The organism is Chryseobacterium lathyri, assembly GCF_019970085.1.
Taxonomy (GTDB): Bacteria; Bacteroidota; Bacteroidia; order Flavobacteriales; family Weeksellaceae; genus Chryseobacterium; species Chryseobacterium lathyri.
The window spans coordinates 1-25,358 of the sequence record NZ_JAHXYG010000004.1 but is presented as its reverse complement, the minus strand read 5'-3'; the positions used below and the strand labels follow the sequence as shown (position 1 = coordinate 25,358).

General features: G+C 36.5%; 34 protein-coding genes. 17 read left to right on the top strand and 17 right to left on the bottom strand.

What is annotated here, in order from left to right; genetic code table 11:
- Positions 1-101: 101 nt before the first annotated feature.
- From LC418_RS13025 to LC418_RS13015, 3 genes are all read right to left on the bottom strand, one after another.
- A complete protein-coding gene (locus LC418_RS13025; RefSeq protein WP_111953517.1) occupies positions 102-269 on the bottom strand; it encodes a lmo0937 family membrane protein in 168 nt (55 codons plus the stop codon).
- Positions 270-431: 162 nt separating this feature from the next.
- Positions 432-836, bottom strand: a complete 405-nt coding sequence (locus tag LC418_RS13020; protein ID WP_223559434.1) for a DoxX family protein — start codon at positions 834-836, stop codon at positions 432-434.
- A gap of 11 nt (positions 837-847) precedes the next feature.
- On the bottom strand, positions 848-1,825 hold the full coding sequence (locus LC418_RS13015) for a polysaccharide deacetylase family protein (RefSeq protein ID WP_223559433.1): 978 nt from the start codon (positions 1,823-1,825) through the stop codon (positions 848-850).
- A gap of 90 nt (positions 1,826-1,915) precedes the next feature.
- Here LC418_RS13015 and LC418_RS13010 point away from each other — a divergent pair, with 90 nt between their 5' ends.
- From LC418_RS13010 to LC418_RS12995, 4 genes are all read left to right on the top strand, one after another.
- A complete protein-coding gene (locus LC418_RS13010; protein ID WP_111953523.1) occupies positions 1,916-2,758 on the top strand; it encodes an AraC family transcriptional regulator in 843 nt (280 codons plus the stop codon).
- 44 nt (positions 2,759-2,802) lie between these two features.
- A complete protein-coding gene (locus tag LC418_RS13005) occupies positions 2,803-3,267 on the top strand; it encodes an NUDIX hydrolase (RefSeq protein ID WP_223559432.1) in 465 nt (154 codons plus the stop codon).
- A gap of 52 nt (positions 3,268-3,319) precedes the next feature.
- Positions 3,320-4,165, top strand: coding sequence for a helix-turn-helix domain-containing protein (locus tag LC418_RS13000; protein ID WP_111953527.1), 846 nt, complete (start codon positions 3,320-3,322; stop codon positions 4,163-4,165).
- Positions 4,166-4,255: 90 nt separating this feature from the next.
- Positions 4,256-5,275, top strand: coding sequence for an alpha/beta hydrolase family protein (locus LC418_RS12995; RefSeq protein ID WP_111953529.1), 1,020 nt, complete (start codon positions 4,256-4,258; stop codon positions 5,273-5,275).
- 88 nt (positions 5,276-5,363) lie between these two features.
- Here LC418_RS12995 and LC418_RS12990 read toward each other — a convergent pair whose 3' ends face one another.
- Together LC418_RS12990 and LC418_RS12985 are read right to left on the bottom strand one after the other, a co-directional pair.
- The gene (locus LC418_RS12990; RefSeq protein WP_223559431.1) at positions 5,364-5,855 is read right to left on the bottom strand and encodes a hypothetical protein; all 492 of its coding nucleotides are present in this window, start codon (positions 5,853-5,855) and stop codon (positions 5,364-5,366) included.
- 148 nt (positions 5,856-6,003) lie between these two features.
- The gene (locus tag LC418_RS12985) at positions 6,004-6,393 is read right to left on the bottom strand and encodes a Fur family transcriptional regulator (RefSeq protein ID WP_223559430.1); all 390 of its coding nucleotides are present in this window, start codon (positions 6,391-6,393) and stop codon (positions 6,004-6,006) included.
- 86 nt (positions 6,394-6,479) lie between these two features.
- On the opposite strand from LC418_RS12985, the gene LC418_RS12980 reads away from it, so the two are divergent.
- Positions 6,480-6,818 (top strand): MerC domain-containing protein, encoded by a 339-nt coding sequence (locus tag LC418_RS12980; protein WP_223559429.1) that lies wholly within the window; start codon positions 6,480-6,482, stop codon positions 6,816-6,818.
- Positions 6,819-6,948: 130 nt separating this feature from the next.
- Positions 6,949-8,346: an alkaline phosphatase gene (locus tag LC418_RS12975; protein ID WP_223559428.1), complete on the top strand. Its 1,398-nt coding sequence runs from the start codon at positions 6,949-6,951 to the stop codon at positions 8,344-8,346.
- A gap of 50 nt (positions 8,347-8,396) precedes the next feature.
- On the opposite strand, the gene LC418_RS12970 is transcribed toward LC418_RS12975, so the two are convergent.
- From LC418_RS12970 to LC418_RS12955, 4 genes are all read right to left on the bottom strand, one after another.
- Positions 8,397-8,999, bottom strand: coding sequence for a DNA-3-methyladenine glycosylase (locus tag LC418_RS12970; RefSeq protein WP_223559427.1), 603 nt, complete (start codon positions 8,997-8,999; stop codon positions 8,397-8,399).
- A 180-nt stretch (positions 9,000-9,179) separates the two neighbouring features.
- Positions 9,180-9,746 carry a YciE/YciF ferroxidase family protein gene (locus LC418_RS12965; RefSeq protein WP_111953541.1) on the bottom strand — a complete coding sequence of 189 codons (567 nt, stop codon included), beginning with the start codon at positions 9,744-9,746 and terminating at the stop codon, positions 9,180-9,182.
- A gap of 142 nt (positions 9,747-9,888) precedes the next feature.
- The gene (locus LC418_RS12960) at positions 9,889-10,119 is read right to left on the bottom strand and encodes a hypothetical protein (RefSeq protein ID WP_223559426.1); all 231 of its coding nucleotides are present in this window, start codon (positions 10,117-10,119) and stop codon (positions 9,889-9,891) included.
- Positions 10,120-10,129: 10 nt separating this feature from the next.
- Positions 10,130-10,357: a glutathione synthase gene (locus LC418_RS12955; RefSeq protein WP_223559425.1), complete on the bottom strand. Its 228-nt coding sequence runs from the start codon at positions 10,355-10,357 to the stop codon at positions 10,130-10,132.
- A gap of 141 nt (positions 10,358-10,498) precedes the next feature.
- Between LC418_RS12955 and xth the strand changes: the two genes are divergently transcribed.
- A complete protein-coding gene (gene xth / locus LC418_RS12950) occupies positions 10,499-11,272 on the top strand; it encodes an exodeoxyribonuclease III (protein ID WP_223559424.1) in 774 nt (257 codons plus the stop codon).
- Positions 11,273-11,283: 11 nt separating this feature from the next.
- On the opposite strand, the gene LC418_RS12945 is transcribed toward xth, so the two are convergent.
- The 4 genes from LC418_RS12945 to LC418_RS12930 form a co-directional block, all read right to left on the bottom strand.
- Positions 11,284-11,895, bottom strand: coding sequence for an alpha-ketoglutarate-dependent dioxygenase AlkB family protein (locus LC418_RS12945; RefSeq protein ID WP_223559423.1), 612 nt, complete (start codon positions 11,893-11,895; stop codon positions 11,284-11,286).
- 19 nt (positions 11,896-11,914) lie between these two features.
- Positions 11,915-12,700 (bottom strand): XRE family transcriptional regulator, encoded by a 786-nt coding sequence (locus LC418_RS12940; RefSeq protein WP_223559422.1) that lies wholly within the window; start codon positions 12,698-12,700, stop codon positions 11,915-11,917.
- Positions 12,701-12,819: 119 nt separating this feature from the next.
- Positions 12,820-15,687, bottom strand: a complete 2,868-nt coding sequence (locus tag LC418_RS12935; RefSeq protein WP_223559421.1) for an AsmA-like C-terminal region-containing protein — start codon at positions 15,685-15,687, stop codon at positions 12,820-12,822.
- A gap of 221 nt (positions 15,688-15,908) precedes the next feature.
- Positions 15,909-16,871, bottom strand: coding sequence for a beta-1,6-N-acetylglucosaminyltransferase (locus LC418_RS12930; RefSeq protein ID WP_223559420.1), 963 nt, complete (start codon positions 16,869-16,871; stop codon positions 15,909-15,911).
- Between the two features lie 173 nt (positions 16,872-17,044).
- On the opposite strand from LC418_RS12930, the gene LC418_RS12925 reads away from it, so the two are divergent.
- Positions 17,045-17,218, top strand: coding sequence for a hypothetical protein (locus LC418_RS12925; protein ID WP_157963351.1), 174 nt, complete (start codon positions 17,045-17,047; stop codon positions 17,216-17,218).
- 218 nt (positions 17,219-17,436) lie between these two features.
- Here LC418_RS12925 and LC418_RS12920 read toward each other — a convergent pair whose 3' ends face one another.
- A complete protein-coding gene (locus LC418_RS12920; protein WP_223559419.1) occupies positions 17,437-17,760 on the bottom strand; it encodes a nuclear transport factor 2-like protein in 324 nt (107 codons plus the stop codon).
- Positions 17,761-17,781: 21 nt separating this feature from the next.
- Entirely contained in the window at positions 17,782-18,573 is a 792-nt protein-coding gene (locus tag LC418_RS12915; RefSeq protein WP_223559418.1) for an SDR family oxidoreductase, read from the bottom strand.
- A gap of 128 nt (positions 18,574-18,701) precedes the next feature.
- Between LC418_RS12915 and LC418_RS12910 the strand changes: the two genes are divergently transcribed.
- The 7 genes from LC418_RS12910 (at position 18,702) to LC418_RS12880 (ending at position 22,960) form a co-directional block, all read left to right on the top strand.
- On the top strand, positions 18,702-19,085 hold the full coding sequence (locus LC418_RS12910; protein ID WP_111953557.1) for a winged helix-turn-helix transcriptional regulator: 384 nt from the start codon (positions 18,702-18,704) through the stop codon (positions 19,083-19,085).
- Positions 19,086-19,779: 694 nt separating this feature from the next.
- The gene (locus tag LC418_RS12905; protein ID WP_223559417.1) at positions 19,780-20,175 is read left to right on the top strand and encodes a VOC family protein; all 396 of its coding nucleotides are present in this window, start codon (positions 19,780-19,782) and stop codon (positions 20,173-20,175) included.
- 207 nt (positions 20,176-20,382) lie between these two features.
- Positions 20,383-20,715: an ArsR/SmtB family transcription factor gene (locus tag LC418_RS12900; protein WP_034725549.1), complete on the top strand. Its 333-nt coding sequence runs from the start codon at positions 20,383-20,385 to the stop codon at positions 20,713-20,715.
- Between the two features lie 79 nt (positions 20,716-20,794).
- Positions 20,795-21,256, top strand: a complete 462-nt coding sequence (locus tag LC418_RS12895; RefSeq protein ID WP_223559416.1) for an SRPBCC family protein — start codon at positions 20,795-20,797, stop codon at positions 21,254-21,256.
- Between the two features lie 81 nt (positions 21,257-21,337).
- Complete coding sequence (locus tag LC418_RS12890; RefSeq protein ID WP_223559415.1) at positions 21,338-21,916, top strand: YdeI/OmpD-associated family protein; 579 nt, start codon at positions 21,338-21,340, stop codon at positions 21,914-21,916.
- A 17-nt stretch (positions 21,917-21,933) separates the two neighbouring features.
- On the top strand, positions 21,934-22,347 hold the full coding sequence (locus LC418_RS12885; protein WP_111953565.1) for a DoxX family protein: 414 nt from the start codon (positions 21,934-21,936) through the stop codon (positions 22,345-22,347).
- A gap of 55 nt (positions 22,348-22,402) precedes the next feature.
- Positions 22,403-22,960, top strand: coding sequence for a DUF4256 domain-containing protein (locus LC418_RS12880; RefSeq protein WP_223559414.1), 558 nt, complete (start codon positions 22,403-22,405; stop codon positions 22,958-22,960).
- 107 nt (positions 22,961-23,067) lie between these two features.
- On the opposite strand, the gene LC418_RS12875 is transcribed toward LC418_RS12880, so the two are convergent.
- Positions 23,068-23,403: a helix-turn-helix domain-containing protein gene (locus tag LC418_RS12875; RefSeq protein WP_223559413.1), complete on the bottom strand. Its 336-nt coding sequence runs from the start codon at positions 23,401-23,403 to the stop codon at positions 23,068-23,070.
- Positions 23,376-23,804: a transposase gene (locus tag LC418_RS12870; RefSeq protein ID WP_223559412.1), complete on the bottom strand. Its 429-nt coding sequence runs from the start codon at positions 23,802-23,804 to the stop codon at positions 23,376-23,378. The genes LC418_RS12875 and LC418_RS12870 overlap by 28 nt, the downstream gene beginning before the upstream one ends.
- Before the next feature lie 735 nt (positions 23,805-24,539).
- Between LC418_RS12870 and LC418_RS12865 the strand changes: the two genes are divergently transcribed.
- On the top strand, positions 24,540-24,680 hold the full coding sequence (locus LC418_RS12865) for a microviridin/marinostatin family tricyclic proteinase inhibitor (RefSeq protein WP_111953573.1): 141 nt from the start codon (positions 24,540-24,542) through the stop codon (positions 24,678-24,680).
- A 71-nt stretch (positions 24,681-24,751) separates the two neighbouring features.
- The coding region (locus tag LC418_RS12860; RefSeq protein ID WP_338075539.1) for an MvdC/MvdD family ATP grasp protein at positions 24,752-25,358 on the top strand (607 nt) is incomplete at its 3' end.

Below are 25,358 nucleotides of genomic sequence, written 5' to 3'. Positions count from 1 at the left end.
TTAAGATTTATCATCAGATATTTTTGGCAGTATCAAAAAAACAGGTCAGAAATGATTTCTGACCTGTTTTAATCTGTTATTCAAAAAAGCTTTAATTATTATCAAAGTGGCCTTTTGCCGGAAATGATATTATAAAGAATTACAATAATAGCAATTACCAAAAGAACATGCACTAAGTAACCAGTACTTATTCCCGGTACGATATTTAACATTCCCAGAAGCCAGATAACGATACAAATGACGGCTACTAACCATAATAAATTTCTCATGACTCAAATTTTTTAATGTTATTGTTTTTATTAAATACATATTCCATGCCTTTATGAAGAAAACCAGCAATAATATCCAAAATGTGGTATCTATACTGTATTTACAACTGAAACAAATTAAGATATATTATAATATTCGAAAATCATTAAAATCTGAGGTATCTACTTTGTATGAAATGATTTCTTTTGACCCAGGGCATAGCAGTTATCTTCTATTCTGCTGATCAGAATATAAAAGAAAAGAGCATAAATCATTTGTATTCCCATGGCTTCCCAGTTTTCAACGGTACTGCTCCCAAAAAGAAGCATAATGATAAGCCCGGCTCCGGCAAAGTTTGCCCAACGGGTCCTAAAACCAAGAATAAGCAAAGCACCAATAATAAATTCCAGAAAGGGCAGAGTAGTACTGAACAGGTATACGGATGGCTGTGGAAGCCAGCTTTTTTCAAACCCTTTGGTCATTCCCTCAGCAAAAACGGAAAGTTTGGGGATTCTGGCAAGACCATGTCCCAGAAGATTCACTCCCATGGATATACGTAAAAGGAAATAGGCTATATTTTTATTCATAATATTTATTTTTAGTTATTATATTTTTCTTCGCTGTTATCTACAGGCGTTGCGGGATCATTCACTACCATTTTCGCAATATCATCCTTGCGCATAAAAACAACGCCCTGTTTTTCTTTGGTATATCTGATAAATTCTTCCATAGCATGAACCATTGCCGGAGTTCCGCCAATCCTGTCATGGAAGCTGATGCTCATCATTCTTCTCTTAGAAGCTCCTTCTTCATACAGGCGGTCAAACTCGAACTTCAGCTGGGTAAGAAACTGATCCGGGCTCCAGTGTTTACCTTCAATATTCACAATATCATTATTTCTGAGTGTATAAGGCATCACAACAAAGTTTTTACCGTTTACTTGGGTAATGAAAGGCTCATCGTGGCTAAGATCATCTATATGATAAAGGAAACCAAGCTCCTGCAGGATTTTTAAAGTGTTAGGACTCCTTCTGAGCCAGTTACAGTTGTAGCCCACTGCTTTTTGTCCTGTAATTCTTTCCACTGCATCTACGCCATCTTTTACAAACTGCATTTCATCTGTATAGTTTTTGTTCCACTGGCTGTCCCAGGCAAAACCGTGTGCAGCTATTTCATGACCTCCGTTGGCAATAGCTCTGGCAATTTCAGGATATTTTTCAGCAGCAGTACCTACAACATGAGAGGTCACTTTTATATCATATTTTTTCCACAGATCCAGCATACGGTAAATTCCTTCGTTGGCTCCATACCGATACCAGCTTTCTGCTGCGAGATCCGGATGGCCTTTGGGAAGGGGAGTTCCGCTGAAAGGGCTTTCTGCACCTTCAGGCTGTCCTCCTGTTTCAAACTGCATAGATACTGAGATAACCAGCTGAGCACCATTGGGCCAGTATTTTTTAGAGGATGTTCCGGTTTCTGCGGACTGTTTAGCTGTGCTTTTCATATTTCTGTCAAAACAGGAAACTAAAAATATTGCAGATGCGATCAGGAAGACTGATTGTTTTAAATGCTTCATTTTAAAGAGTTTTTGTTCTACAAAATTGAAGAATAAACGGTTGACTTATATTGTAAAAATTTATGCTAAATTTGTAAAAATCCATTCAATATGAAGCGTATTGTCAATTTCAGTTCTTTTAATGTTTTCAGTATTGAAAAGGAGGTCTGGGACATTGAATACCATAATCATAATTTCTACGAGCTGATTGTTATCGAAAGCGGAACAGGAACACACTACCTGAATGGGATTACATTTACCTATAAAAAAGGAGATGCTTTTCTGCTCAGACCAAGCGATGCACACGAATTTTCTATAAAAAACAAAACCAGGTTCATTTATATAAAATTTACAGAACATCATATCTGGGAAAGTCTGCAGACTGATAAAAAAGCTGAGCTTCATAAAGTAGTCCGCCTGATGCTGGAAGACAGCACATTCGTATATGAGTCGGCGATTACGAATACAACAGACAGGAAACACTTGCTACAACTTGCCAAAATCCTTCTTTATGAATTCGGCAACAAAAGTATGTACAGCAAAGAAACAGCGGCAGATATTTTCTCGGCAATAATCACCATTCTGATCAGAAATACGATGAACAGCGGTGGTATGGAGCGAATATCAAAAGGGTTCAATCAGGCGGAAAGAATTCTCTATTATATCAATGTTAATGCAATGGATGCCAACAAAATGAAGCTTGAAAATCTGGCAAAGGAATTCATGCTTTCCCGGAATTACATCAGCATTTACATTAAAAAGCAGACCGGATTCTCCATACAACAGCACGTGATGCATCAGAAAATAAAGGCCGCTGAAAAGCTTCTGAAGCAGAGTAATTATAACATCAATGAAATTGCGGACCGGCTTGGATTTAATGATGCCAGCCATTTTAATAAGATTTTCCGGGGATATAAAAATATGTCACCATCAGCATTCAGAAAAAATAACTAACCGCCTGATTGATTATTACTTTAAAAAAGTCTTATCTTAAAGCTATGAAAACAAGTGCCGGCATTTTATTGTATAAAAGACAGAAAAATACGCTGTATTATTTTCTGGTTCATCCAGGCGGACCTTTTTGGAAAAATAAAGATTTAGGCGCATGGTCTTTCCCAAAAGGGGAAGTGCAGCCAGATGAGGATCCTCTGGAAAGGGCTTTACTTGAGTTTAAGGAGGAGACAGGCCAAACAGTACAGGGAAAATTTACCGCTTTATCACCTGTTAAACAGAAAGGCGGCAAAACTGTTTATGCATGGGCATTGGAGAGTGATATTGAAACAACAGGACTTCACAGCAATACATTACAGATGGAATGGCCACCAAGATCTTCTAAAATGATCGAAATTCCTGAGGTAGACCAATGGGAATGGTTTGAATCAGAAGAAGTCCAGAAAAGAATCAATCCGGCGCAGACCGCTTTCATCACAGAACTGGAAGAATTATTGGATAAACATAAATAAAATTAACTTCAACCAAAATAACACAAAATGTGAGAAAACACCTAAAATTACTATGAATAAGCATTTCCCTCAAAAGATACAAGGCATTAAATCATTTAATCAGTATGTTAAAGCTGAAATGCCAAAGCATGATTGGATAGATATTGGCTTCTATCCTGATAGTTTCATTTTGACCAGCCCTCCTGTTTGTCCTAATTTCTATCGTATTTCAATTAAGTTTGAATTGGAGGATGAAGATGGCAGAAGTCTTATGTTTTTTTCAAGTCCCAATCAACCTATAGAATGGGATGTGAAAAAACCTTTTAAAGGATATTATATTCAAATTACCGAAGATATTATTGCCAACTATCAGCATTTAGAATATTCGTTTCTCACTTATGGACTGCATGAACCGCTTTATTTAGAAAAAGAAGAGGAAATGATCATAACCCAGATATTTAAGGACGCTTTGCGAGAATATGAGAGTGCTGATTTTTCGATGAATTTATTGCTGGCTTATTGCAATCTGATGTTTGCCCATGTTTCAAAATTTTATGAGCGACAGTTTGGTGAAAGAAAAGAAAAATATAATAGGTTGGTTAATGACTTCTTCGAACTCTTAAACACTTATTACAACAACAATAACCAAAATGTTACCCAACCGACCGTAACCTATTTTGCTAAAAAACTAAATATCACTCCTAACTATCTGAGTGACCTGATAAGATTTCACACAGGTAAACCGGTTTTGGAGCATATTCATCTGCAAATAATTGATACCTCAAAAAGTCTTTTAAAAAGCAATAAGCATACGGTTTCAGAGATTGCCTATAAATTAGGATTTGAGTACCCCAATTACTTCTCGCGCCTGTTTAAGAAAGTGACAGGAAAGTCGCCTTCAAATTTTCAAAATCAGTAATTTGTATCCAAACTGCCTTTATTTGTTTTCTTAGCTCTCGGGGTTTTTCAATGAAATTTGTACCATTAACACATTTAAAACTTTAATACAATGTCATTTGAAAAAACCTTAGATTATCAGGTAGATCATACTCTTGCAGGACGTTTGGGTAAAGAGATCTATGAAAAAGCAATTGAACAACAAAAAATTATATCCGAGCAAGATTATGACACCATTAAATTTTTGGGAGAAAGGGCTATTCGGCCACCGTTCCGAACACCAGTCCACAAAACACCTGCCGATCATGGAATGCATGTTTGGGAAGATATTTATTTTCCTTCCAGTGATGGCATTCCTCTCGAAGGTTGGTATATTCCTTCCGTAAAAGGCGAATCCGACAAGCTTATTATTATAAATCATCCGCTACCGATGAGTCGTTCCGGATTTACCGGGCATTTTGGCGAGCCGTTTTCAAGTGTGGACGATTTGGAAATTGATTTTGTTATTGAAATGAAACATTTGTCCGATGCAGGATATAATATTTTGGCATATGACTTGCGAAATCATGGCAACAGTGGAACAGCAAACAACAATATATGCGGAATCGGGCGTTACGAATGGCGCGATGTGGTTGGTGCGCAAAATTATGTAAACAACCATCCTGAATTAAGTAAGATGAAAGTTGCCTTGTACAATCGTTGTACAGGTGGAAATGCAGCCTATGAAGCAATGTACAAACACCCTGAACTGTTTGAAAATATTGTTTGCTTTTTCGGACCGATGACTTTGTGTATGACGGCAATGATGAAAAAATTTGCAGGATATGCAGGTGTTGGTCAGTATATAGAGCTAATGGCTTTTGAACAATTGAAATTAGGAGGCTTTACTCATTACGAAATGGATCCAAAACCATTTGCACCCGCTGTAAAAATGCCATATTTTATGGCAGAAGTTTTAGATGATGCCTGGACAGACAATCCAAATGATGCACAGGCCATATTTGATCTAATAGGTTCAGCTGAAAAAGAATTGTTTTGGATTGAAGGCACAAATCGAAGATTTGATGCTTACAATTATTTCGGACAATACCCGGAAAAGATGATCGCTTTTTTTGATAAGTATATGAAATAAAAATAGGAGATCGCAAAGGTCTCCTTTTTCATAATATCTATAAATCTATCTAAAATTCGCTTCCTTAATTTAAATCTTAGGCTGAGTTCTACTTCTTAATACCTATAGATTTTAAAGCATTTGCCGTAAGATAAATATCATCGAAAACAGTCAATGCTTCAATGTCTGCAAAAGCTGTTGACAGCAGATCATTTTTATTAAAAGAGATTTCAATAGTCTCATCATAGGAAGCTACGATTCTTACGACAGAATATCCGTTGTAAGCAATGGTAAAGCCTTCGAACAGACAGTTCTTTTCTGCAGTCTGATATCCGGCGTATTCCTCAAATCCGGCAGTATCAGTTCGTTTTACGATATTGTGATCCAGTGATTTCCAGGAGGTATAGTTTTTCGGTTCTTTCAATACATTTCCGTTTAGATCTACAGGAACAAACATTCCAAGCGTAAGAGGCCGTCTTAGAAAATTAGCATAGTTTTTCATCAGACGCAATGTCTGAAGATCGGCATATCCTTCGTTAGAGTAGTACTCAATAACAAAATCTGTCATCGGAATCAGCTTGTGGGAAGCTTCAGTCGGCATAATTGGTGTTTTCTTTTATGAAAATAAAAATAGTACTTTTATTTACTTTACCAAACATTAATCTGTTCCAGATACAGGAAAAACTGATGCTGGGATTTTATAAACGTCTAGAAAGCAAACAAACGATCAAGCGGTGGTGCACAAGATTCTATGCTTTGGAACATTTCGGACATATTCCGCTTACTATAAAATTATATTCCTGTGCTATAAAGTCTGGTGGAAGGCTGATATCAGGAATCACATTTTCAATACAAGTCACCGAATGACATTCCTTGCAATTGAAATGAATATGATTGTGAAAATGCTTTTCTGTACTGCATTTCCCACTGCATTTCGCGAAATTCACAACACCGTCAACGTTAACAATCTTATGAATAAGGCCTTCATTTTCAAGTCTTTCAAGCACTCTGTAAATCGTCACTCTATTGCATAGATCGCCCAACTTTTTCTGAATATCCGGTTGTGAAAGAGCTATGTCAGAATGATTAATGACATTTAAAATTTCAGTTTTAGCCTGTGTATTTCTGATTTGCTTCATTTTTAATGCAACAAAGTTGCGTTATTTGAGATTTTATCTATACTTTTGCAACAAAGTTACAATAAGAAATTTAAATCCCTATCTTTATGAAATCAAAAATTCTTGATGCAGTAGGAATTTCTGCAGCGGTCCTGTGCCTTATCCATTGTGTTGTTTTTCCTCTGTTAATGATCATTCCGTTGGGAATATCCCATAATCCTTATATTGATCTTGCCTTCCTTATCATTGGCGCTGTTGTAGTCTATAGAGTGACTAAAAATATAACCAATAGCTGGCTTAAATTACTTTTTTGGAGTTCTATTATCCTTATCTCAATTTCTGTTTTGGCAGATTTAATCTTTGAAATCCATATTCCTTTGATTTACGTAGGAGCAACAGGATTAATTACAGGCCACATCATCAATTTTAAAAATCACAAGCATTAAGATTCTGATTACTTAAAATTCCGAAGCGGAATGATTCAGAATATTAATGATAAAAATTCATAATTAATTAACGCAACTTAGTTTCATTAGTTAGCATTACCCTCTAAATTGCAATACCAAATTTATCCAGATGAACAGACGCAAATTTTTAAAAGGTTCAGCACTGCTGTCAGGCCTATTCACCTTAAATCCGGTTGATTTTTTTGCCAACAGTGCAAAGGAAGTTTCAGGTCCAGGGAAAAAAGCAAAAAATATTATTTTCATGATCAGTGATGGGATGAGCTCGGGAACTTTAGCAATGGCTAATCTGTATTCTCAGAATATCCTGGGAAAAAACGGAAACTGGATGAATCTTTATCTTGAAAATAAAGTTTCCAGAGCTTTGATGGACACTGCTTCTGCCAGCTCTATTGTTACAGATTCTGCTGCGGCCAGTTCGTCTTTTGGCGGTGGATTCCGTGTGAAAAACGGTGTCCTTAATATTGGAGGGAATGGAGAAAAATATGTTCCAATCTGGCAAAAATTTAAAAAGGCTGGAAAAAAGACAGGCTGTGTCACGACAGTAACGATTACCCATGCGACACCGGCAGGTTTCTGCGTTAATTCAGACAGTAGAAATGCAGAAAATGAAATCGCGGAAATGTATGCTGAAATAGGTTTTGATGTAATGATGGGTGGTGGAGATGAATTTTTTAATCCTTTAAAAAGAAAAGATAAGAAAGATATCTATGCCCTTTATAAGCAGAAAGGTTATCAGGTTCTTAAAAATAGGGCAGACCTGAAAACTTCAGAAAAAGGAAAGAAAACTTTAGGGATTTTCAATTCCGGTGCTTTACCATATTCCATCGACAGGGCGAATATTCCTGAGCTGCAGCAGACCCCTTCTCTTGCTGAACTAGCTCAAACTGCTATTCATCAGATGAAAGATCATCAGGAAGGTTTCGTCTTACAGATCGAAGGTGGAAAAGTTGACTGGGCAGCACATGCCAATGATATTTCTGCTTTAATTCATGATCAGATTGCTTTTGATGAAGCTATAAAAACCGTAATGGATTTTGCAGAGAAAGATCAAAATACATTGGTGATCATCACAACAGACCATGGAAATGCTAATCCGGGAACAATTTACGGACCGGATGCCACCAAAAATTTTAACAGCATCTCTGATTATCGATACACCAATGAATATATTCTGAATGCTATTCACCCGGATTTTAATCTTCAGCAAATGAAAGACTGGATCTATGAGACCAACAAAATACGTCTTGCTGATGATGAGGCCAAACATTTGCTCAGTTTTTATTCAGGGCTTGAAAAGCAGGAAGCTGGGCTTTACAACTATAAAAAATTACCTTTTAAAGCTTATTCAGAAATTCAGAGAAAGCATAATTCTGTCGGATGGATCAGTATGGACCATTCCGGAGATTATGTAGAAGTTGCGGTTTATGGCCCGGGGAAAGAACTTCTGCCACCTTTTATTAAAAATACAGATCTGCATTACCTAATGTTAAAAGCTGCACAGATATAAATATCACGAACAGGCATTTTTATTGATACTAACATTTTTAACAACAGTTCTCAGGATCTTGGTTTGCTTACATATTTGTTGCCCCTGACATAAAAACGCCATGGCAGCAGTGCATCTTCCTGAGCGTAGGCAACTCCAATCCTCGGTCCTGAAACGATCTCGTCCGGAGAATATTTAATTCCGTGGTCTTCGATCCATATTTCATTTTCGGTTAAATCCTTTTTGTTAAAAGAGCGGTCAATACCTAAAGCCTTAGCTGCTGAACCAGGTCCTGATGAAATAGCAGTTTTAGAAGCCTGCATATTCCGCCTGATTTCCATGATTTCTTTGCCTATTAATGGTTCCACAGCCCTTACCAATATTGCATGGGGTTCGTCTTCAACGGAGCTTACAACATTAAAGAGATGATGGATTCCATAACATAAATAAACATAGGAAACACCACCTTGGGTATATAATGTTTCGGTACGTCCGGTGCGTCGGCCACCGTAAGCATGGGAAGCTTTATCTATGACACCAAAATAGGCCTCGGTTTCTACAATGATCCCCGCAGTGATGTCCCCATTTATTTCTGTGAAAAGTACTTTTCCCAAAAGATCCTTAGCCAGGAAAATAACATCCTGATTTAAATAATAAGAAAGTGGCAGCTTCAAATCTGTTTATTTATTTGCAGTTTTAAGATGAAGCAAAGTTAAACAACTGATATTAATTATTATTAAAGCAAAGACATTTCATTCAGAAAGATTACAAAAATCCATCTATATTGTTGTTAAGATTAAACAAAACAAAAAGAGACCTTTTGAAGGTCTCTTTAAATATATTGAATTGAGTTTTTATATTGCTTTAGTATTAATGGCAGTATCTGCTATTTTAGTGAGCAGCTCATCACATTTTTTTTCTTCGTTAAGAGTCGCTAATAGGTTTTTTAAGCATACTTTTTCTTTAAGAACTTTAGCATAGGCAGCTAGTGACCCATAAGTCGCAATTTCATAATGTTCCACTTTCTGTGCAGCGGCAATTATCCCGGCATCTCTTACAGCTCCAGCCTCAGTTTCTTCCATAATGCTTTTACCTTCATCTAATAATCCCTGCATGGCATCACATTTTTTAGCCTGGGCTTTTTTGCCGAGAGCAGCAAAACATTCTTCAAGTCTTTTTACATGAATTTCTGTCTCGTTAAGATGCTGTTCAATAGCTGTTTTCAGTTTTTTGTCTGTGGCATTTTTATGCATCTTAGGCAGAGCTTTTACGAGAGCTTTTTCTGCCCAGTAAATGTCTTTCAGTGAATCTTCAAATAAATCTTTCAGCTGTTTGGCTGCATCTTTTTTAGCAGGCGTTTTTCCTGTTTTTTTTGCTGCAGTTTTCGAGGCTGTTTTTCTTGTTGTTTTTTTAGTTTCCATAATAATATATTTTAGTGATTAATTATTCGATGGTACAATATCTACAATTATGGGACCAGCCTGCATTTTCGGGTATGTATGTGGCAGATCATAAAAGTTTACGAATACGGAAATTTTTAATAATCCAATAGGGAAGAGGCTCTTAATTTTCCGTTTCCTTTTTGAAGCTCATCACTTCGTACTCATCATTCGAGCAGTATTTTTTACAGCTGCTGTCATTAAAATGATCAGGATTTTTCGAAAAATCTTCTATATATTTAGCGCTTTCTCCGGTATCGGCAGGTGCAATAATGATATGAAAATTCTCGAGTACAGATTGATCGGCTTTTTTTAAAGCTTCTTTTTTATATTCTAAGGCTTCACTGTATTTCATAAACTTGTTTTTATTTTTCAAAAATAAGTCTACCGTCGAATGGCTCGCTCCATTTTATAAAGATACGGTCATTCAGCCTGGTAATTATAGCCTGAACTGTTTCATATTCTCCGTTTTCATTTTTCCTTTCAACGATAAGGTTCGATCCTTGACCAATTTCCTGAATGGTAAATTCTAACTGATACTGATTTTCATTATTCAATATGAATTCTGCTTTTGTAAAATTTTTATTTAACATGGGATAATGTTTTATTTTTATTGTAATGAATAAATTATGCCAATATAATTCCGGATTTTATTTTTAATATACAACATTCCATTTGATGGAATAATTATTGCCCTCTAAAACAGGTAAATAGTTTCTAAATCATCTCAAACTATGAAAATAGCAACATATAATGTAAACGGAATCAATGGCCGTTTACCAGTCTTGCTGCAGTGGCTGAAAGAAGCCAGTCCGGATATTGTCTGTCTTCAGGAACTAAAAGCACCCCAGGAACGTTTTCCTTTAAAAGAGATTAATGCAGCGGGATATGAGGCCATATGGAACGGACAGAAAAGCTGGAATGGAGTAGCCATACTTGCCAAAGATCTGGAGATCACAGAAGTTCAGAGAGTCCTTCCCGGAAATTCTGAAGACGTGCAAAGCCGTTATATTGAAGCTATTATTGACCAGATGGTGATATGCTGCCTATACCTTCCCAACGGAAATCCTTATCCGGGCCCAAAATTTGATTATAAACTAGACTGGCTCAAACGTTTTAAAAAACGAACTAATGAGCTCATCAAAATGGAACTGCCTGCAATACTTATCGGTGATTTTAATATTATTCCTGAACCCCGGGACGTTTATAAACCTGAACGCTGGGAAAATGATGCATTATTCAGGACAGAAGTCAGAAAGGCCTACAAAGATCTGCTAAATAAAGGCTGGCTTGATTCCATCCGTACGCTATATCCGGATGATACTGTTTACACTTTCTGGGATTATCTGTATAAGGCATACGACCGTAATGCAGGTATAAGGCTGGATCATATTCTTTTAAGTCCATATCTTCATTCAGACTTAAGATCCGGCGGTGTCGACAGTCATGTCCGTGGCTGGACGAAAAGCAGCGATCATGCGCCTGTATGGATTCAATTGGAAAAATAAATATCTATTGCCTACATTTCATGAACCAGGCGGAAGGTTAGGTTGATCCGTGGCTTCATGGGTTTTGCAGATTTGGCAATACGGTGCTCCCAGTTAACCTGCAGATCTCCTTTCATAATCAGCAGGGATCCGTGCTGAAGCGGCAAGCTGTATTTATTCCGATGGTCATCTGCTTTGCGGAAATCAAAATTCCTTATCTGACCAAGACTTACGGAAGCAATGACTGGCCGGTTCCCCAGCTCGCTTTCTTTGTCACGATGCCAGGCTACTGAATCGTTTCCGTCACGGTATAAATTCAGCAGTACAGAATTAAACTTGTAACCGGATGATTTTTCTATCTGTTGTTTTAAGGATAATAATTCAGGAAGCCATGGATTGACATTAAAAGAGTTGCCACCCAATTGATAGGTCCTGCTTTCATCTCCATACCATGCTGTCAGCCTCGGGGTCAGAACCATTTTATCATACATTTTCTGGGTTCTCTGCTTCCACGGAGCTGCACGAAGCAGAAGCTCCTCAAGTTCTGAGGCTTCATCTTCCGGTAAAAAGTGTTCGGTGTACTCGAGCAATTCTTTCGGGAACCGGAAATATTCATCTGAATTAAATAAGCTTAACTGATCCATTTCACTGTTTATATCAGCTTTATTTAGGTTTCCGGCGTCCGGAAACTTTTTGGTCCAGCTGTTTGATATCCTGCTTCAGTTCCCGGAACATTTCTTTAAAATTATAATTATCATAGTCACCGGGCTCGAAGTCTTCAGGAAAAATCCCTGATGCGTACTGCCAGATTTCTACAATTTCTTCAAAAGGGATATCATAAGGTTCGTAGAATGAATTATCGGCACTTACACAGATAGTATTCCCTTTTTTTTCCTTAAAACGTTTATAGGTAATTCCGTCATTTAGAGTGATAAAAACATAAGTTTTTCCCGGTTTCAGCTCATCAATTCCCTCTACATATTTCCCTACGATATAGGATCCGTTCCTAAAAGGCGGCATTGAATCTCCATCTGCAGGGAAAGCTCTGTATTTGCCATTAGTTAGGAAGGGTAGGGCAATTCTCTGCAGGCTTTCAATATAACCTACGTCACTGTAACCTTCAAGGTATCCCATTGATGCTTTCTGCGGAATAATTTCAATGGTATCATTACCCAAATCATCTACAGCCACCGGAAGGACAATTCTGTTATCCGGAAGTTTTAGCATATCTTCAACCGGATATTTACTGATATCTACAGAGACCAGAAGATCAATGCTGACGTGAAAATATTTAGATATTTTTATCAGAAGCCCGATAGGCGGTTCAGAAACTCCGTTTTCATATTTGGAATACCGTACACGGGAAATGGCCAGTTCATTGGCCACAGATTGTTGGGAAAGCTCTCTTTTATCCCTCAAAAAGCGAATATTGTTTGAAAAAATCGACATTGATACAAAGTATATCAACAAAAGTACAAATTCCGATTAAAAAAGCACTTGTTTTTGCAGTACAAAGCTTATAAATCCCATGGAATCAACTTGTTTTTTTTCTTGTTCGTATTTATTAGTTATTTTTCCTTAAGATCAGTGTTGATCTGCTTTTCCGCATTTTTCGCTTTTTGTTCCTGAGCCTGTTTCTCTTTGCGTTGCTGACGTCTTGTCTTTTTCTCGGCACGTCTTTCTTCACGGATCACTTTATTGGATTTTTTATTGTACAGGGCATCAATAATTCCCTGTCCAGTTTTACTAAAAATCTTAATTTTCGGCTGGGCATGGGTTCCCGTCACAACGACAGGAAAACCAATCCATCCGCCCGGTGGCAGCCCAACTCTTATTCTGAGATCCAGTAGTCCATTGAAGCTTGTTGTTCCGCTTATGGAAGGCCTCAGCACGGAAACTTTAAATGTAAATTTATCCACGTGGATCAGGTTGTTTTTGATATGGGATTCAATATTTACTCCTTTCATATCAGGATTATCAAAAGCCTGTGCACCGATGTTATCACCGACAGCAGAGAACATTTTTAAATTTTTCACTTCTACATCACGGAGATTAACAATTCCACCGCCTTCCAGTGACGGATAAATAGGTTTCATATTTTTATCAAAATCTCCTTTCAATTTATAGTCCAGCGATACGATTCCTTTAACATTCCTGGCAGCCGTGGCCATTTCACGCACCATCTCAATTTCTTTATAAGCACGCTGAACATCAAAGTCCTGAACTTTAAGAGAGATATCGTAATTAGCCGTCAGGGGAGACTCATCCTGGTAACGGGCATCAATGTTCATACGGCTTCCGATGATGTCGAATGATGTGTTTTTAAGATAAACCTGGCCTGTATTGACAGAAGCATTTCCTTTAAGATGATGAAACGCCAATCCTTTGAATTCAACTTTTCTAGCATTGGCTTCCAGGGAAACATCAAGATTTTTCGGAATAATGACAACACCGCTGCTTCCCGGATTTTCTACTTTGGCATATTCTACTTCTATAGACTTATCCGTATTATCCCCGTTTTTAAGTGCCATAAACTCATCAATCAGGATATAATTGGAGTTTAAGCCAAATTTTCCGTGAAGGGTTCCTTTTCTTTCAATAAAATAGTTGATGGTATTCAAAAGATAACCGTTTAAGGCAAAATCGGATTTTCCATAGGTTGCCAGGAATTTTCTGAACCACATTTTTTCATTCTCAAACCGGAAGTTTCCTTCTCTGATAAAAAATGATTTTGGAAGATATTCTGTAGTTGCTTTAATATTCTTTAAAATCAGAGTTCCTTTGTTGTCCAGCTTGCTGTACTGACCTTTTGTAGCATAGCTTTGGCGGCCATTAAGCGAAAGATCTGCCATAATGAGACCGCTGACATCAAATCCTTCTTTGGCAAAAACTTTATAGATTCTTCCGACATTCAGGACTCCTTTTGCCCGCACTTTATACAGCAGGTCTTCAAAATCCCGCAGATCAGCATTGACGAAAACTGGATTGCCTTCAAAATCAAAGCTGAAAGGATCCAGCTTTACACCAAGGCTTCTGAAAGTACCGTCTGTATTGACAATATTGGCTACCAAATTGATATTCTGAATAGGGTTGGGGTAGTATTTTGTTTTCACCAGACCGTTTTTGAGATGAAGATAACCGTCAGTTTTGGGGAATAACTTTTTGTCCATACTAAAAATACCATTGGCCTTGATATTGGTATCCATAAGTCCACGGATATCAATATCTTTCAAACCTAAAGCCTGATCAAGTGTCTGAAGATCTACAGCACCTTTTATATCAGCATCTACCTGCATTTCATTCAGGCCTTTGGTTTTCACGAAAGCACGGAAATTATTGTTCGGACCGAGATCAAAGTTTAGTTTTTTTAGGTCGACAACAAGCTGATTGGTATCTAATGACGGGAGATCTATATTCAGATCCATATTCAGGTGGTTCATAGGAACGGGTGCTTTTCCGTTGGAGACAAAACCGTTTTTAACCAAAAGACGTACTTTGAGTCTTGGCTTGATGTTTTTAGGCTCACTGAACCTTCCTTTTATATGGAAATACAGATCACTGTTCCCTTCAATTTGGGTGCCTTTTGCCCAATCGAGATATTGTGGCGGCAATACGGAAATCATTTCCCGGATTGTAGTTTTTTCCGAAGCGGCATTGATATCCATATTGTAGCCATCCCTTAGAATACTAATAAAACCAATGAATTTTAAAGGAAGATCATTAATCCTTAATTCATTTTTCTTCAGAACAAAAGTTAAGGCATTGGTATTAATTCTTGTAATCAGATCGGCATGTAAGGTTTTTTGTTTGGCATAATAGATCCTGTTCAGGCTAAAATCCACTTTATCAATATCAAGATTAGTCTCAAGATCGAAAATATCTTCGCTTAAGCCGCCTTTTCCGGTGTAGTTAAGACCTTTGGCATCAACCAGAACTCTTGCGGAATGATCATTATATTTGATATTCCAGTTTCTGAATTTAATCAGATCCAACTTTATGGATGCTCCTGTTTCTGTAGTATCTTTGGACTTTTCAGAAGTTTTGGAAATGTATACGTTGTAGTTGGCCTCTCCTTTACTGTTCACAAAAACATGGGCATTGGCATCGGTTACATATATTTCATCAATTTTTACTTCACGGTTGAAAATCAGATTTTTAAGATTAATTCCTACTGCAACTTCTTTCGCCGTCAGTAAGGTATCATTTTGAAAAGGTTTTGAACCCTGTAAAACAAGATTATCCACTGAAACCGTAAGGGAAGGGAAGTGCCGGAAAAAAGTAAGATGGGTCTTTTTATAGTCGAGCTTTCCCGCAAGATGTTTATTGGCAAATATTTTTACCTGATGAGAAATTGTTCCCGGAAACAGTATGGGAATAATAAACATCAAAAACAAAATGGCAGCTATTGAAATTCCTGTCCATTTTAGAATTTTCAAAATTATTTTTTTAAACCTTTCCATAGATCCATAATTTTGATTTGTTATCATTATGAACTGATAACAATAATTAGTTATCGCAATCTAAAATCAAGCCATTTGTTAAAATTATCATCATAAAAACAAAAAAGAAAAGTCCGTTTTTACAAATAAAAAACCTGGCTTAATCAGCCAGGGTATCTTTGAGATTGTGAAATTTTTTTGAGATTTTCAGTTCAGTTTTAATTGAGGTGATTTAAATTTTTGGCAATACTTTTTATATCACTTACTTTTATGAACGTTTCAAAAGGCTCATCATACCGATCTTTAATGCATCCTATGATTTTACTATCCACATTATCATCAAATTTCCTTGCAAAAAGATGGTTCCCTGTTTGCAAAAAATCTAAATCTGTTTCAGTGAAAGTTTTTGGCCTCAATTTAATATCGCCATCAGGAATCCAGATAATTGCTCTTTTATCATCATCTACCAAAATACCGTCAAAAGAGGTATTCATCAACACGGTCTGGAAGAAAGACTCATCTGCAATTAAGGTATTCAGATAATAGTCTTCAAACCTTTTCACTTCCGAGCTGTTGCAGATAAATTCACAGCAGTTTCGGGTGAGGATCATCCATTGTCCGCCAATATAGGGAATGACACCTTTCATAAAATCTCTTTTATAGGTTTCCTCTGAAATTTTATCTTCTGATTCTTCGAAGTAATTTTCAATCCGGTTCATCGTTTCTGGCCTGCTTTTCTTCTGATCCGCAATTTTTATATAGCTCTTCCCATTGTTTTTTGACAGAAATTCTTTAATAATTTTCTGTGATTTCAAAGGATAATCCTGGCCGCTTAAGTTGATAAAGTAGTCCCACTTCATCTCCATGTCCAACAGATATTTCATTCCGTCCAGCTCTGCTTGAACCATGCTGTAGCCACCCCAAACAACATTCTTACTTTTAAGAATGTGTACATTCGGGTATTTCTGTAAAAAGACACTGACTTCTTCGCCAATCTCCTGATTGGCTTTCTTGTCGATATGAATAAGATAAAAGTTGGAAGGATCGTAAAGAGCTTTAAAAAGTCGCTTGAATTGGTCTGGTAAACGATGTACTAAGATTAAGTACGCAATATTGATGGATTTCATCGGAATATTACCGATACTATGTCCATTACTCTCTTCAGGGCAAACATTACTCATTTTATATTATTTAAAAATTATGAATGTTTACAACTTATTTTATAAAGTATTAATAGACATTTCCGTAAATATACAAAAATTAAATGGATTTTTTTATATAATAAGCAATACAATATAGTGATTTATACTTAAAATTTAATTGGCACGGTTTTTTATATTATAACTCAAAAAATATGATGAAAATAATTAAAAGAATTGGAGCAGCTGTATTAGTTGGATTATTTGTAGCTTCTTGTGCTCCCAGATTAAAGCCTAATGGAAATCATGGCCTTCCACCGGGACAGGTTAAAAAAGTAACCGGCGCTAAATCAGCAAAGAATTATGCACCAGGTCATTATAAAAAGTAAAAATTCAAAACCTCTCAATTCAATCGGGAGGTTTTTTAATAATTTCTGTTCATTTTTGATGTTCATATTTGTCGAAAAAAATTCTTTAAAATACCAGGTTTAAAAAGTATTGGAGTATTTTATAAATTCAAATATTTGAAATCTAAAAAACAATAAAAATTACTTCCGAGAATGATTTGCCCGTTATTCAAAAAAAAACGGCTAAGTTTAGCCGTTTTTTAATCAGTTACTTTCAAACGTTGTATTTGTCCGTCAACAATTTCGAAATGAAATTTTAATATAATTGGACTCCCAGGAAATGTACCTGAACACTCTGCAGATAAGACACTTGAACTGCCATTTTCTTCATAACTGACAGGCGTCATAACCGATTTGTAACGCTCGTTGGAATCTGCGATCCAATGCTCTATTTCTTTTCTTCCATTGTGTGTTTTTCCTTCATCAAAAACAACAGCTGTATCAGAAAAACAATTTGCGTAGGCAACGCTATTAAAATCGTTCTGAGCTTTTACTAATTCTGTGATTACTTTTGGTAAATTCATATTTTCTTTTTTTTAAGATTATTAAATTGTTGGTACTGTGCCACCATCGATTACGAATTCAGTTCCTGATAAATAGCCGGCTCTTGGTGATACAAGAAAACTAACTAATTCAGCTACTTCTTTTGGTTCGGCAGGTCTACCGAAAGGTATTCCACCTAATGCATCTATTACACTTTGTTGCGCTTCTTCTACAGTGCTGTTTGCGTTTCTTGCAATTTCGCCCAGCCAGGCTTCAGATGCTGTCGTATTGATCCAGCCTGGCGAAACAGTCAGAACCCGAACACCTTTAGGGGTAACTTCGTTTGATAAACTTTTACTATAGTTTCTCAAAGCTGCTTTTGCAGCTGCATAAGGCAAAGTTGAATCGTACAAAGGGAGTTTACCCTGGATGGAAGCGATGTGAATGATAACACCACTTTTCCTATCGATCATTTGTGGTAAAAAACCTCTGTCCAGTCGAACAGGAGCAAGCAAATTAGCTTGTAGGGTTGACTCCCAGTCAGCATCTGTTAGTACAGCAAAACCGCCTGCAGGCGTAGATGATCCCCCAAGGTTATTTACAAGAATATCCAGCCTTCCATAAGTAGACAATACTTCGCTGATTACTTTTTGTGTTCCTTCTGCCTTGCTCAGATCGGAGGCAATAAAATGCAGATTGCTGTTTTCTTTTTCAGGTGCATTTCTAGCAGAAATGATAACTGTTGCGCCAGCTTGTAGCAACCTTTCTGCAATTGCTTTTCCTGCTCCTTTTGTACCTCCTGTTACCAATGCAATCTTGCCTGATAACTCATTGTTGAAATTAAATTGTTCCATTTTTAAGAATTGTTTATAGGACAAAATTGGGGTATAAAAACAGTTTGCACAAGTACGGAATTACGATTCATATAGGGATAAATTATTCCCCTATTGCACTAATCGGAACATACGTTTAATTTTGCAATATGTATGAGAGAAAAATAATACCGAACTTAAATTGCGGTCTTGATCTGATCGGTGAAGTACTTTATGGTAAATGGAAAATACGTTTGCTTTGGTTCATTGATCAGGGACATAAAAGACCAAGTGAATTGCAGCGTAAGATACCGGATGCAACACGACGGGTTTTAAACATTCAGTTAAAGGAATTGGAAGACCACGAATTGGTTACAAAGAAAATTTATCCGGTCGTACCTCCAAAAGTAGAGTATAGTTTAACTGAGTTTGGTAAAAGTTTGATTCCTGTAATAGGTATTTTAGGTCAATGGGCAGATCAACATGAGGATCGGCTAAGAACGTTGATTATAAAAAGAATTCAAGGATCTGCTGATATAGAAAATTTCAGCTAAATTAATCTCAAAAAACGTTAAAGAAGATAATTATAGAGATTGTCTGTCTGGGTTAAAATACAAAAATCTGATAAAAAGGACAGACCTTCAGATCGTGTTCTTACAAAATGGACACCACATACAATTTAACATAATATAAATTATAGGACAAATAATAAATAACATGACAGGAGTATAACCTCTTCAGATTCTGCTATTTTTTTCAAAACTTTTCTGTCAGACATTCTTTAACGGATTCTGAGAATCTTCTTTATTCAAAAACTTTCCTTTTTCAATCTCACCCAATAAACTTATTCTCTCTGATGTACATTGTTAGATTTTTATTCTCTATAAACCGTTTAAATTATTTCTGATTTGCTGTGCATGGCTATACGACATAAAAATCCGATCTTAGAAAAAATAATTACGGCAAGCTCGTGGTCATAACAAGTTCTCCATAATTTTTTCTGTCATAAAGGATGCTTATGCTCTGTCAGCTCAACAAAGATTTTTCAACGCTCACCGCCTTGTCTTTGTATTTGCTCCTGAATCATTGAATTTTCTTTATAAACATTCCGCTCACTGTATTTACTGGTTGACTTACTGGCATCAATATATTATGTTAAATTGGATCATAAATACAAAATCTTGCCCCATGGCAATTTCAGTTATTCCAAAAAGCAATACCTTTATTCTAACCAAAAAATAAAATAATATGAAACCTAAAATGATCTGGGCCAATCTTGGAGTAAGCAACCTTGAGCGTACCCAAAAATTCTATACAGAACTCGGATTCAGGCCTAATAATCCTAATTCTTCCAATGAGCTGGTCAGCTTTTTTTTCGGGGAAAATGAGTTGATCATTCATTTTTTCTTAAAAGAAATACTGGAAGCCAATCTAAAAAATGTAAAATTTGGTGACTCTCAGAGCCCCAATGAAATTATATTCACCCTTTCTGCAGAAAGCATAGAACAGACAAATCTGTGGGCCCAGGAAGTCGTGAAAGCCGGCGGCACTATCGTTTCGGAACCTGAAAGCTTCGGAGACCATTATTATGGTTTTGTCTTCGCAGATCCTGACGGGCATAAATTTAATGTATTTCATATGTAGAATAAATTAAGTTAATATTTCTCACAGATCAGGCAGATGTTGCAGATTTTTATACATTCAATCTGTTTTAATCGTTAAGATCTACAGGAAATATGAAACAATTATTTATCGTTAAACCCTTTTATTTCAATATTAATTACAATTTTCACAAAAAAAACTTGCGTAGTCAAATAACTTCATTTAAATTTGTAGTCAAATAACTACGCAATGAATTTAAGAAGAGATGTATTCCAGGCGATAGCCGACCCTACCAGAAGATCTATCCTGATGTTGGTAGCCGCGCAATCTATGACCGCCGGCGCTATCGCTTCCAATTTTGACACTGCAAGACCTACCGTTTCCAAACATCTTCAGATCCTTACCGAATGCGAATTGCTGAGATCTGAACAGAACGGCCGTGAAATTATCTATCACCTAAATCCCAATAAAATGAAAGAAATAGCCGATTTTATAGAACCTTTCCGCCAGATGTGGGACGACAGATTCAATAAGCTGGAAAGTGTAATGAAAGCCTATCAGAAAAAGATAAGTAATGAGTAATATTTCCGCTCCTACCCAAAACTCTCCCACTCTAATACTGTCAAACCCTCAAACTATCTAACCCAAAACACTCAAAATCATGGAATTAAAAACAAAAATTCACGCCGAAGACGGCAAGCAGGAAATATTCATCATCAGGGAATTTGATCTCCCGGTTGAGCTTCTTTTCAAAGCCTACACCGAACCGGAAATTTTTGAACAATGGATGGGCACCAAAGTCCTTAAAATGGAAAACAAACCGCATGGAGGCTATCACTTTCAGACTTCCAATCCTCAGGGCGATGTGGTTTTTAGCGCCAACGGAACCATCCATGAGTTTGTTCCCGGCCGCAGGATCACAAGGACTTTCCAGATGGAAAATACACCCTTCCCTGTTCAGATCGAATTTTTAGAATTTGAAAAACTAACAGACAGTACCAGCAAAATTACCATTCATACCATTTACAAATCTGTTGATTTCAGAGACCAGATGCTGAAACTGCCTTTTGCACAGGGGCTTAATATGGCTCATAACCGACTTCAGGAATATTTTAAAAGCTAGATACTCGATTTCAGTTACTAAAGGTTAAGAATTGATATACTCTCCAACTCTAATATTCTCAAACTCAAAACTATCACCACTATGAATCCAAAAGTTGATTTTTTCTTTGACAAGGCCGGACAATGGCAAAAAGAATTTGAAAAATTAAGAACGATTATTCTCGATACAGGATTGGAAGAAGATTTGAAATGGGGCTGTCCCTGCTACACTTACCAAGGCAGAAATATTGTTCTGATCCATGGGTTTAAGGAATACTGTGCCCTACTCTTTTTCAAAGGTTCCTTACTGAGTGACACTCAGAATATCCTGATTCAGCAGACAGAAAATGTACAGGCGGCACGACAGATCCGCTTTACTGACCTTAAAGAAATCACTGATTTGGAAAAAGTAATCAGAACGTATGTGTATGAAGCTGTAGAAATAGAAAAATCCGGTATAAAAGTTCCTATGAAGAAAACCAGGGAGTTTGAAATGCCCGAAGAATTTCAAAGTAAACTGGATAGAAGTCCGGAACTCAAAGAAGCTTTTGAAGCCCTTACTCCCGGACGGCAGAGAGCTTACCTGCTCCATTTCTCTTCCGCCAAACAATCTGCAACAAGAGAAGCCAGGATTGAAAAATATATTCCACACATCCTTACAGGAAAAGGCATAAACGATTAACTTCAAAAAAACTATTTATGGAAACACAGAACAAATCTCAAAAAAGAAACAGGATTATCTACTGGATCTTCACGATCTGGATGGCATTGGGAATGGTATCTACAGCCATTGTTCAGCTTATGAAAAATAAGGATGAACTTGCAAACTTCACAAATCTAGGCTACCCTGCTTATCTGATGACCATTATCGGGGTCTGGAAACTCCTGGGCGTTATTGCTGTACTGATCCCAAAACGTCCGCTGCTTAAAGAGTGGGCTTATGCAGGATTTTTCTTTGTAATGTCCGGAGCACTTATTTCCCATATCATTGTGGGGGATACTTTTGGAAGGACTTTTCCGGCTCTGTTATTGCTGATTTTAGTTATTATTTCATGGTATTTCAGGCCTTCAGACAGAAAAATAGCTGTAATAAATCCTTCTGAGCATGTATAAAATGATCGATAAGAACTAAACAGTTAAAATCAAACATTAAATAAAAAAAACTGATATGAGCAAAAAGAAACTGACAGCCGAACAGAGCACAGGACTTTTAAAGGTATTGAAAACCCGTTTTGAGAAAAATATGAACCGTCATAAAGACCTGAGCTGGGAAAAGATTCAGGAAAAACTGGAAGCAGTCCCCGAAAAACTCTGGTCATTGAACGAAATGGAAGAAACGGAAGGAGAACCCGACGTGGTAGCTTACGACAAAAAAACAGACGAATATATCTTTTTCGACTGTTCTCCGGAAAGCCCGAAACGCAGAAGTCTCTGCTACGATTACCAGGCCTGGGAGGCCCGTAAAGCCAACAAACCTGACAGTAATGCTATTGACAAGGCTTCCGAAATGGGCATCGAATTATTAACAGAAGCGCAATATCGCCAGCTTCAGGAACTCGGAAAGTTTGATCTGAAAACTTCCAGCTGGGTAAAAACTCCGGCAAATATCCGGGAACTGGGAGGGGCCATTTTCGGTGACCGCCGTTACAATACGGTTTTTATATACCATAATGGCGCAGATTCCTATTATGCGGCAAGAGGATTTAGGGGGCTATTAAAGGTTTAAAATATGATAATAAATACTGAGAGAGGGTAATCTGTTCCAATTTATAAAAACAATAAATTCATAATTTACCCTACTCTCTTCTGAAAATCATTCGCCTTTCAGATATTTCAAACCGTATTTTTTCTCCATTTTCTAATGGTATTTCTGCTGATATTAAAATGGCTGGCTACCTCACTGTTACTCAAACTGTTATCCTTTTGATAATCAAGAATCTTTTGTACCGTTTCATTATCATACGAACGGTGTCTCTGATTGAGGGAAATTTTTTTCGCATTATTCCCGAAAATAATAATATTAATTCTAATAATGTCGATGCTGGATAGCTGTTCTTTAGATAATATTGTTTTACATTTTTCCTTCTTTTCAGGGTGCTTTAATTCTATAAGGTCTGAGTATATTCTTTTATAATCCGGCCTTATTCTTTCATGTACTTTTCTATCCATCTATATAACGTAGTTTTAGGAATTTTGTACTCATTTACGATTTGATATTTACTTTTTTTCCCGGTTTTAATGAGCTCTAGAATAAATTCAATAATTTCTTTGGTATAAATGTTTTTCCGAAATTCAGGCAGTGATGATTTCTCTTTACCAGAGTCTTCCCCTTTGATTGTTGAGGGCGAAGAGTATAGCATTAAATGATGAGAATAGATTCTAAAGAAATCGTATTCCAATAATTTGCACCATTTTAAAACTAAATCTGTTGAAAGATTCTCCTGTACCAGCATTTCCTCTATCTCAGCTTCAGTACATTTAAAAAAGTTGCAGATACGGGGGATTTCTATATCATGTTCTGCAACGCGCTGTTTGATGAGAGCTCCGATATGTATTTCTTTGAAATTCATTGCTTTTCTTTAGTACGAATAGACTAAATTGTTTAGCATTTTAGTCATCATTTGTGTTTATTTATAAATCTGTGTTTTTACTTATATATTATAACATCTTGTATGGAATCAGCAATTCCTGTATGAGAACTATAGGTCTCTAAACACGAGCCGGAGAATTATTTCCCATAGCTAAAATTGTTTAGGATATATAAGATTACAAAGATATCTTTTCTTCTATGGAAAAAATAGAGCAGCAAACACAACCACTCATAAGTAACTGATAAACAACACATAAACAGATGATAAAATTCGGAATTTCATTAATTTTACTAAAAAATGATGTAATCAATGTTGTGATAGTTTTTAATCCTTTCTATGAGCATAGCATGGCCCTTGTATGTCTGATCTCAAAAATGTTTTCTGGGAAATACAGATTTTATATCAATTTTTTTGTAAATTAGACCATGCAGGATAAGAATGTCAGAATAGTTTGATGGTTATAGAAGTTCTTCCTTCGAAAGTCCGTTTGGTTATGAAAAGTTCCTCGGTTAGTAAAATTTGTTTTAAGATATTTTTTCATTTCGAGTTAAACAAAAAATATTAAAATTCGGAATTTGAGTATCATTATCAATGCTGATTATATTTTATATAATAATTTTATTATTAGATTTGTTACTAAAGAACACCAATGATGAAGCTTGTAAATTAATACAGTTATAACAACTCAATCATATTAAATTAAACAAAAACATTATGAAAGACAAAAATCCAAAAAAGAAACCTTTTTTTGCATCATTCTTAGAAAAGCAAGTTAAAGATCCTAAAAAAGTGAAAGGAAGTGGGCCAAACTATACCACAAAATATCCATCAGACAACGATGAAGCTGTAAACTAAGACAGTTATAATAACAAATCATCTCCAAGGAAACTTACCACTAAGTTTCCTTTTTTAATAAAATCCGGCCAATGATTCTCTGCATTACCCACTCGAATGATTTTTACAATATTGATATTTTTTTTGAATATCTTTCTTCTAAGAATATTCCCTGTTTCAGGCTCAACTCTGACCGGATGAACCATCTCCAGAAGATCAGCGTGAATGAAGATTCATTTGAACTCACTGATGAGGATGGGAAAACTCTTCATTCAAAAGACATCAAAGCAGTGTGGCACAGAAAGGCCTGGGGAATAAGCGTTCCTGAGGAACTGGATGAAGACTACAAAAAAATATTCCTGAGCTCGTACGCAAATCTCCGTTATAACCTGATCACTGTTTTGGAAGATATTCCATGGATTAATCCCTATGAAAATGAAAGGAAGATCGATGGAAACAAAATGCTTCAGCTGAAAATAGCTAAAGACAATCATTTGACTATTCCTGAAACCATTTTTTCCAACGATGAACACCAGATCACCGCCTTTTTTCATGAATTCTGCAATGGTAAAGCGGTTGCAAAACTTCATAGCCTGACCGCAAAATCAATGAGCGGTGAGAACCTTATTTCAACGATGATCATTGAAGAAGATACCCTGGAACATATTGCAGACATTGCTTACTGTCCGATGATCTTCC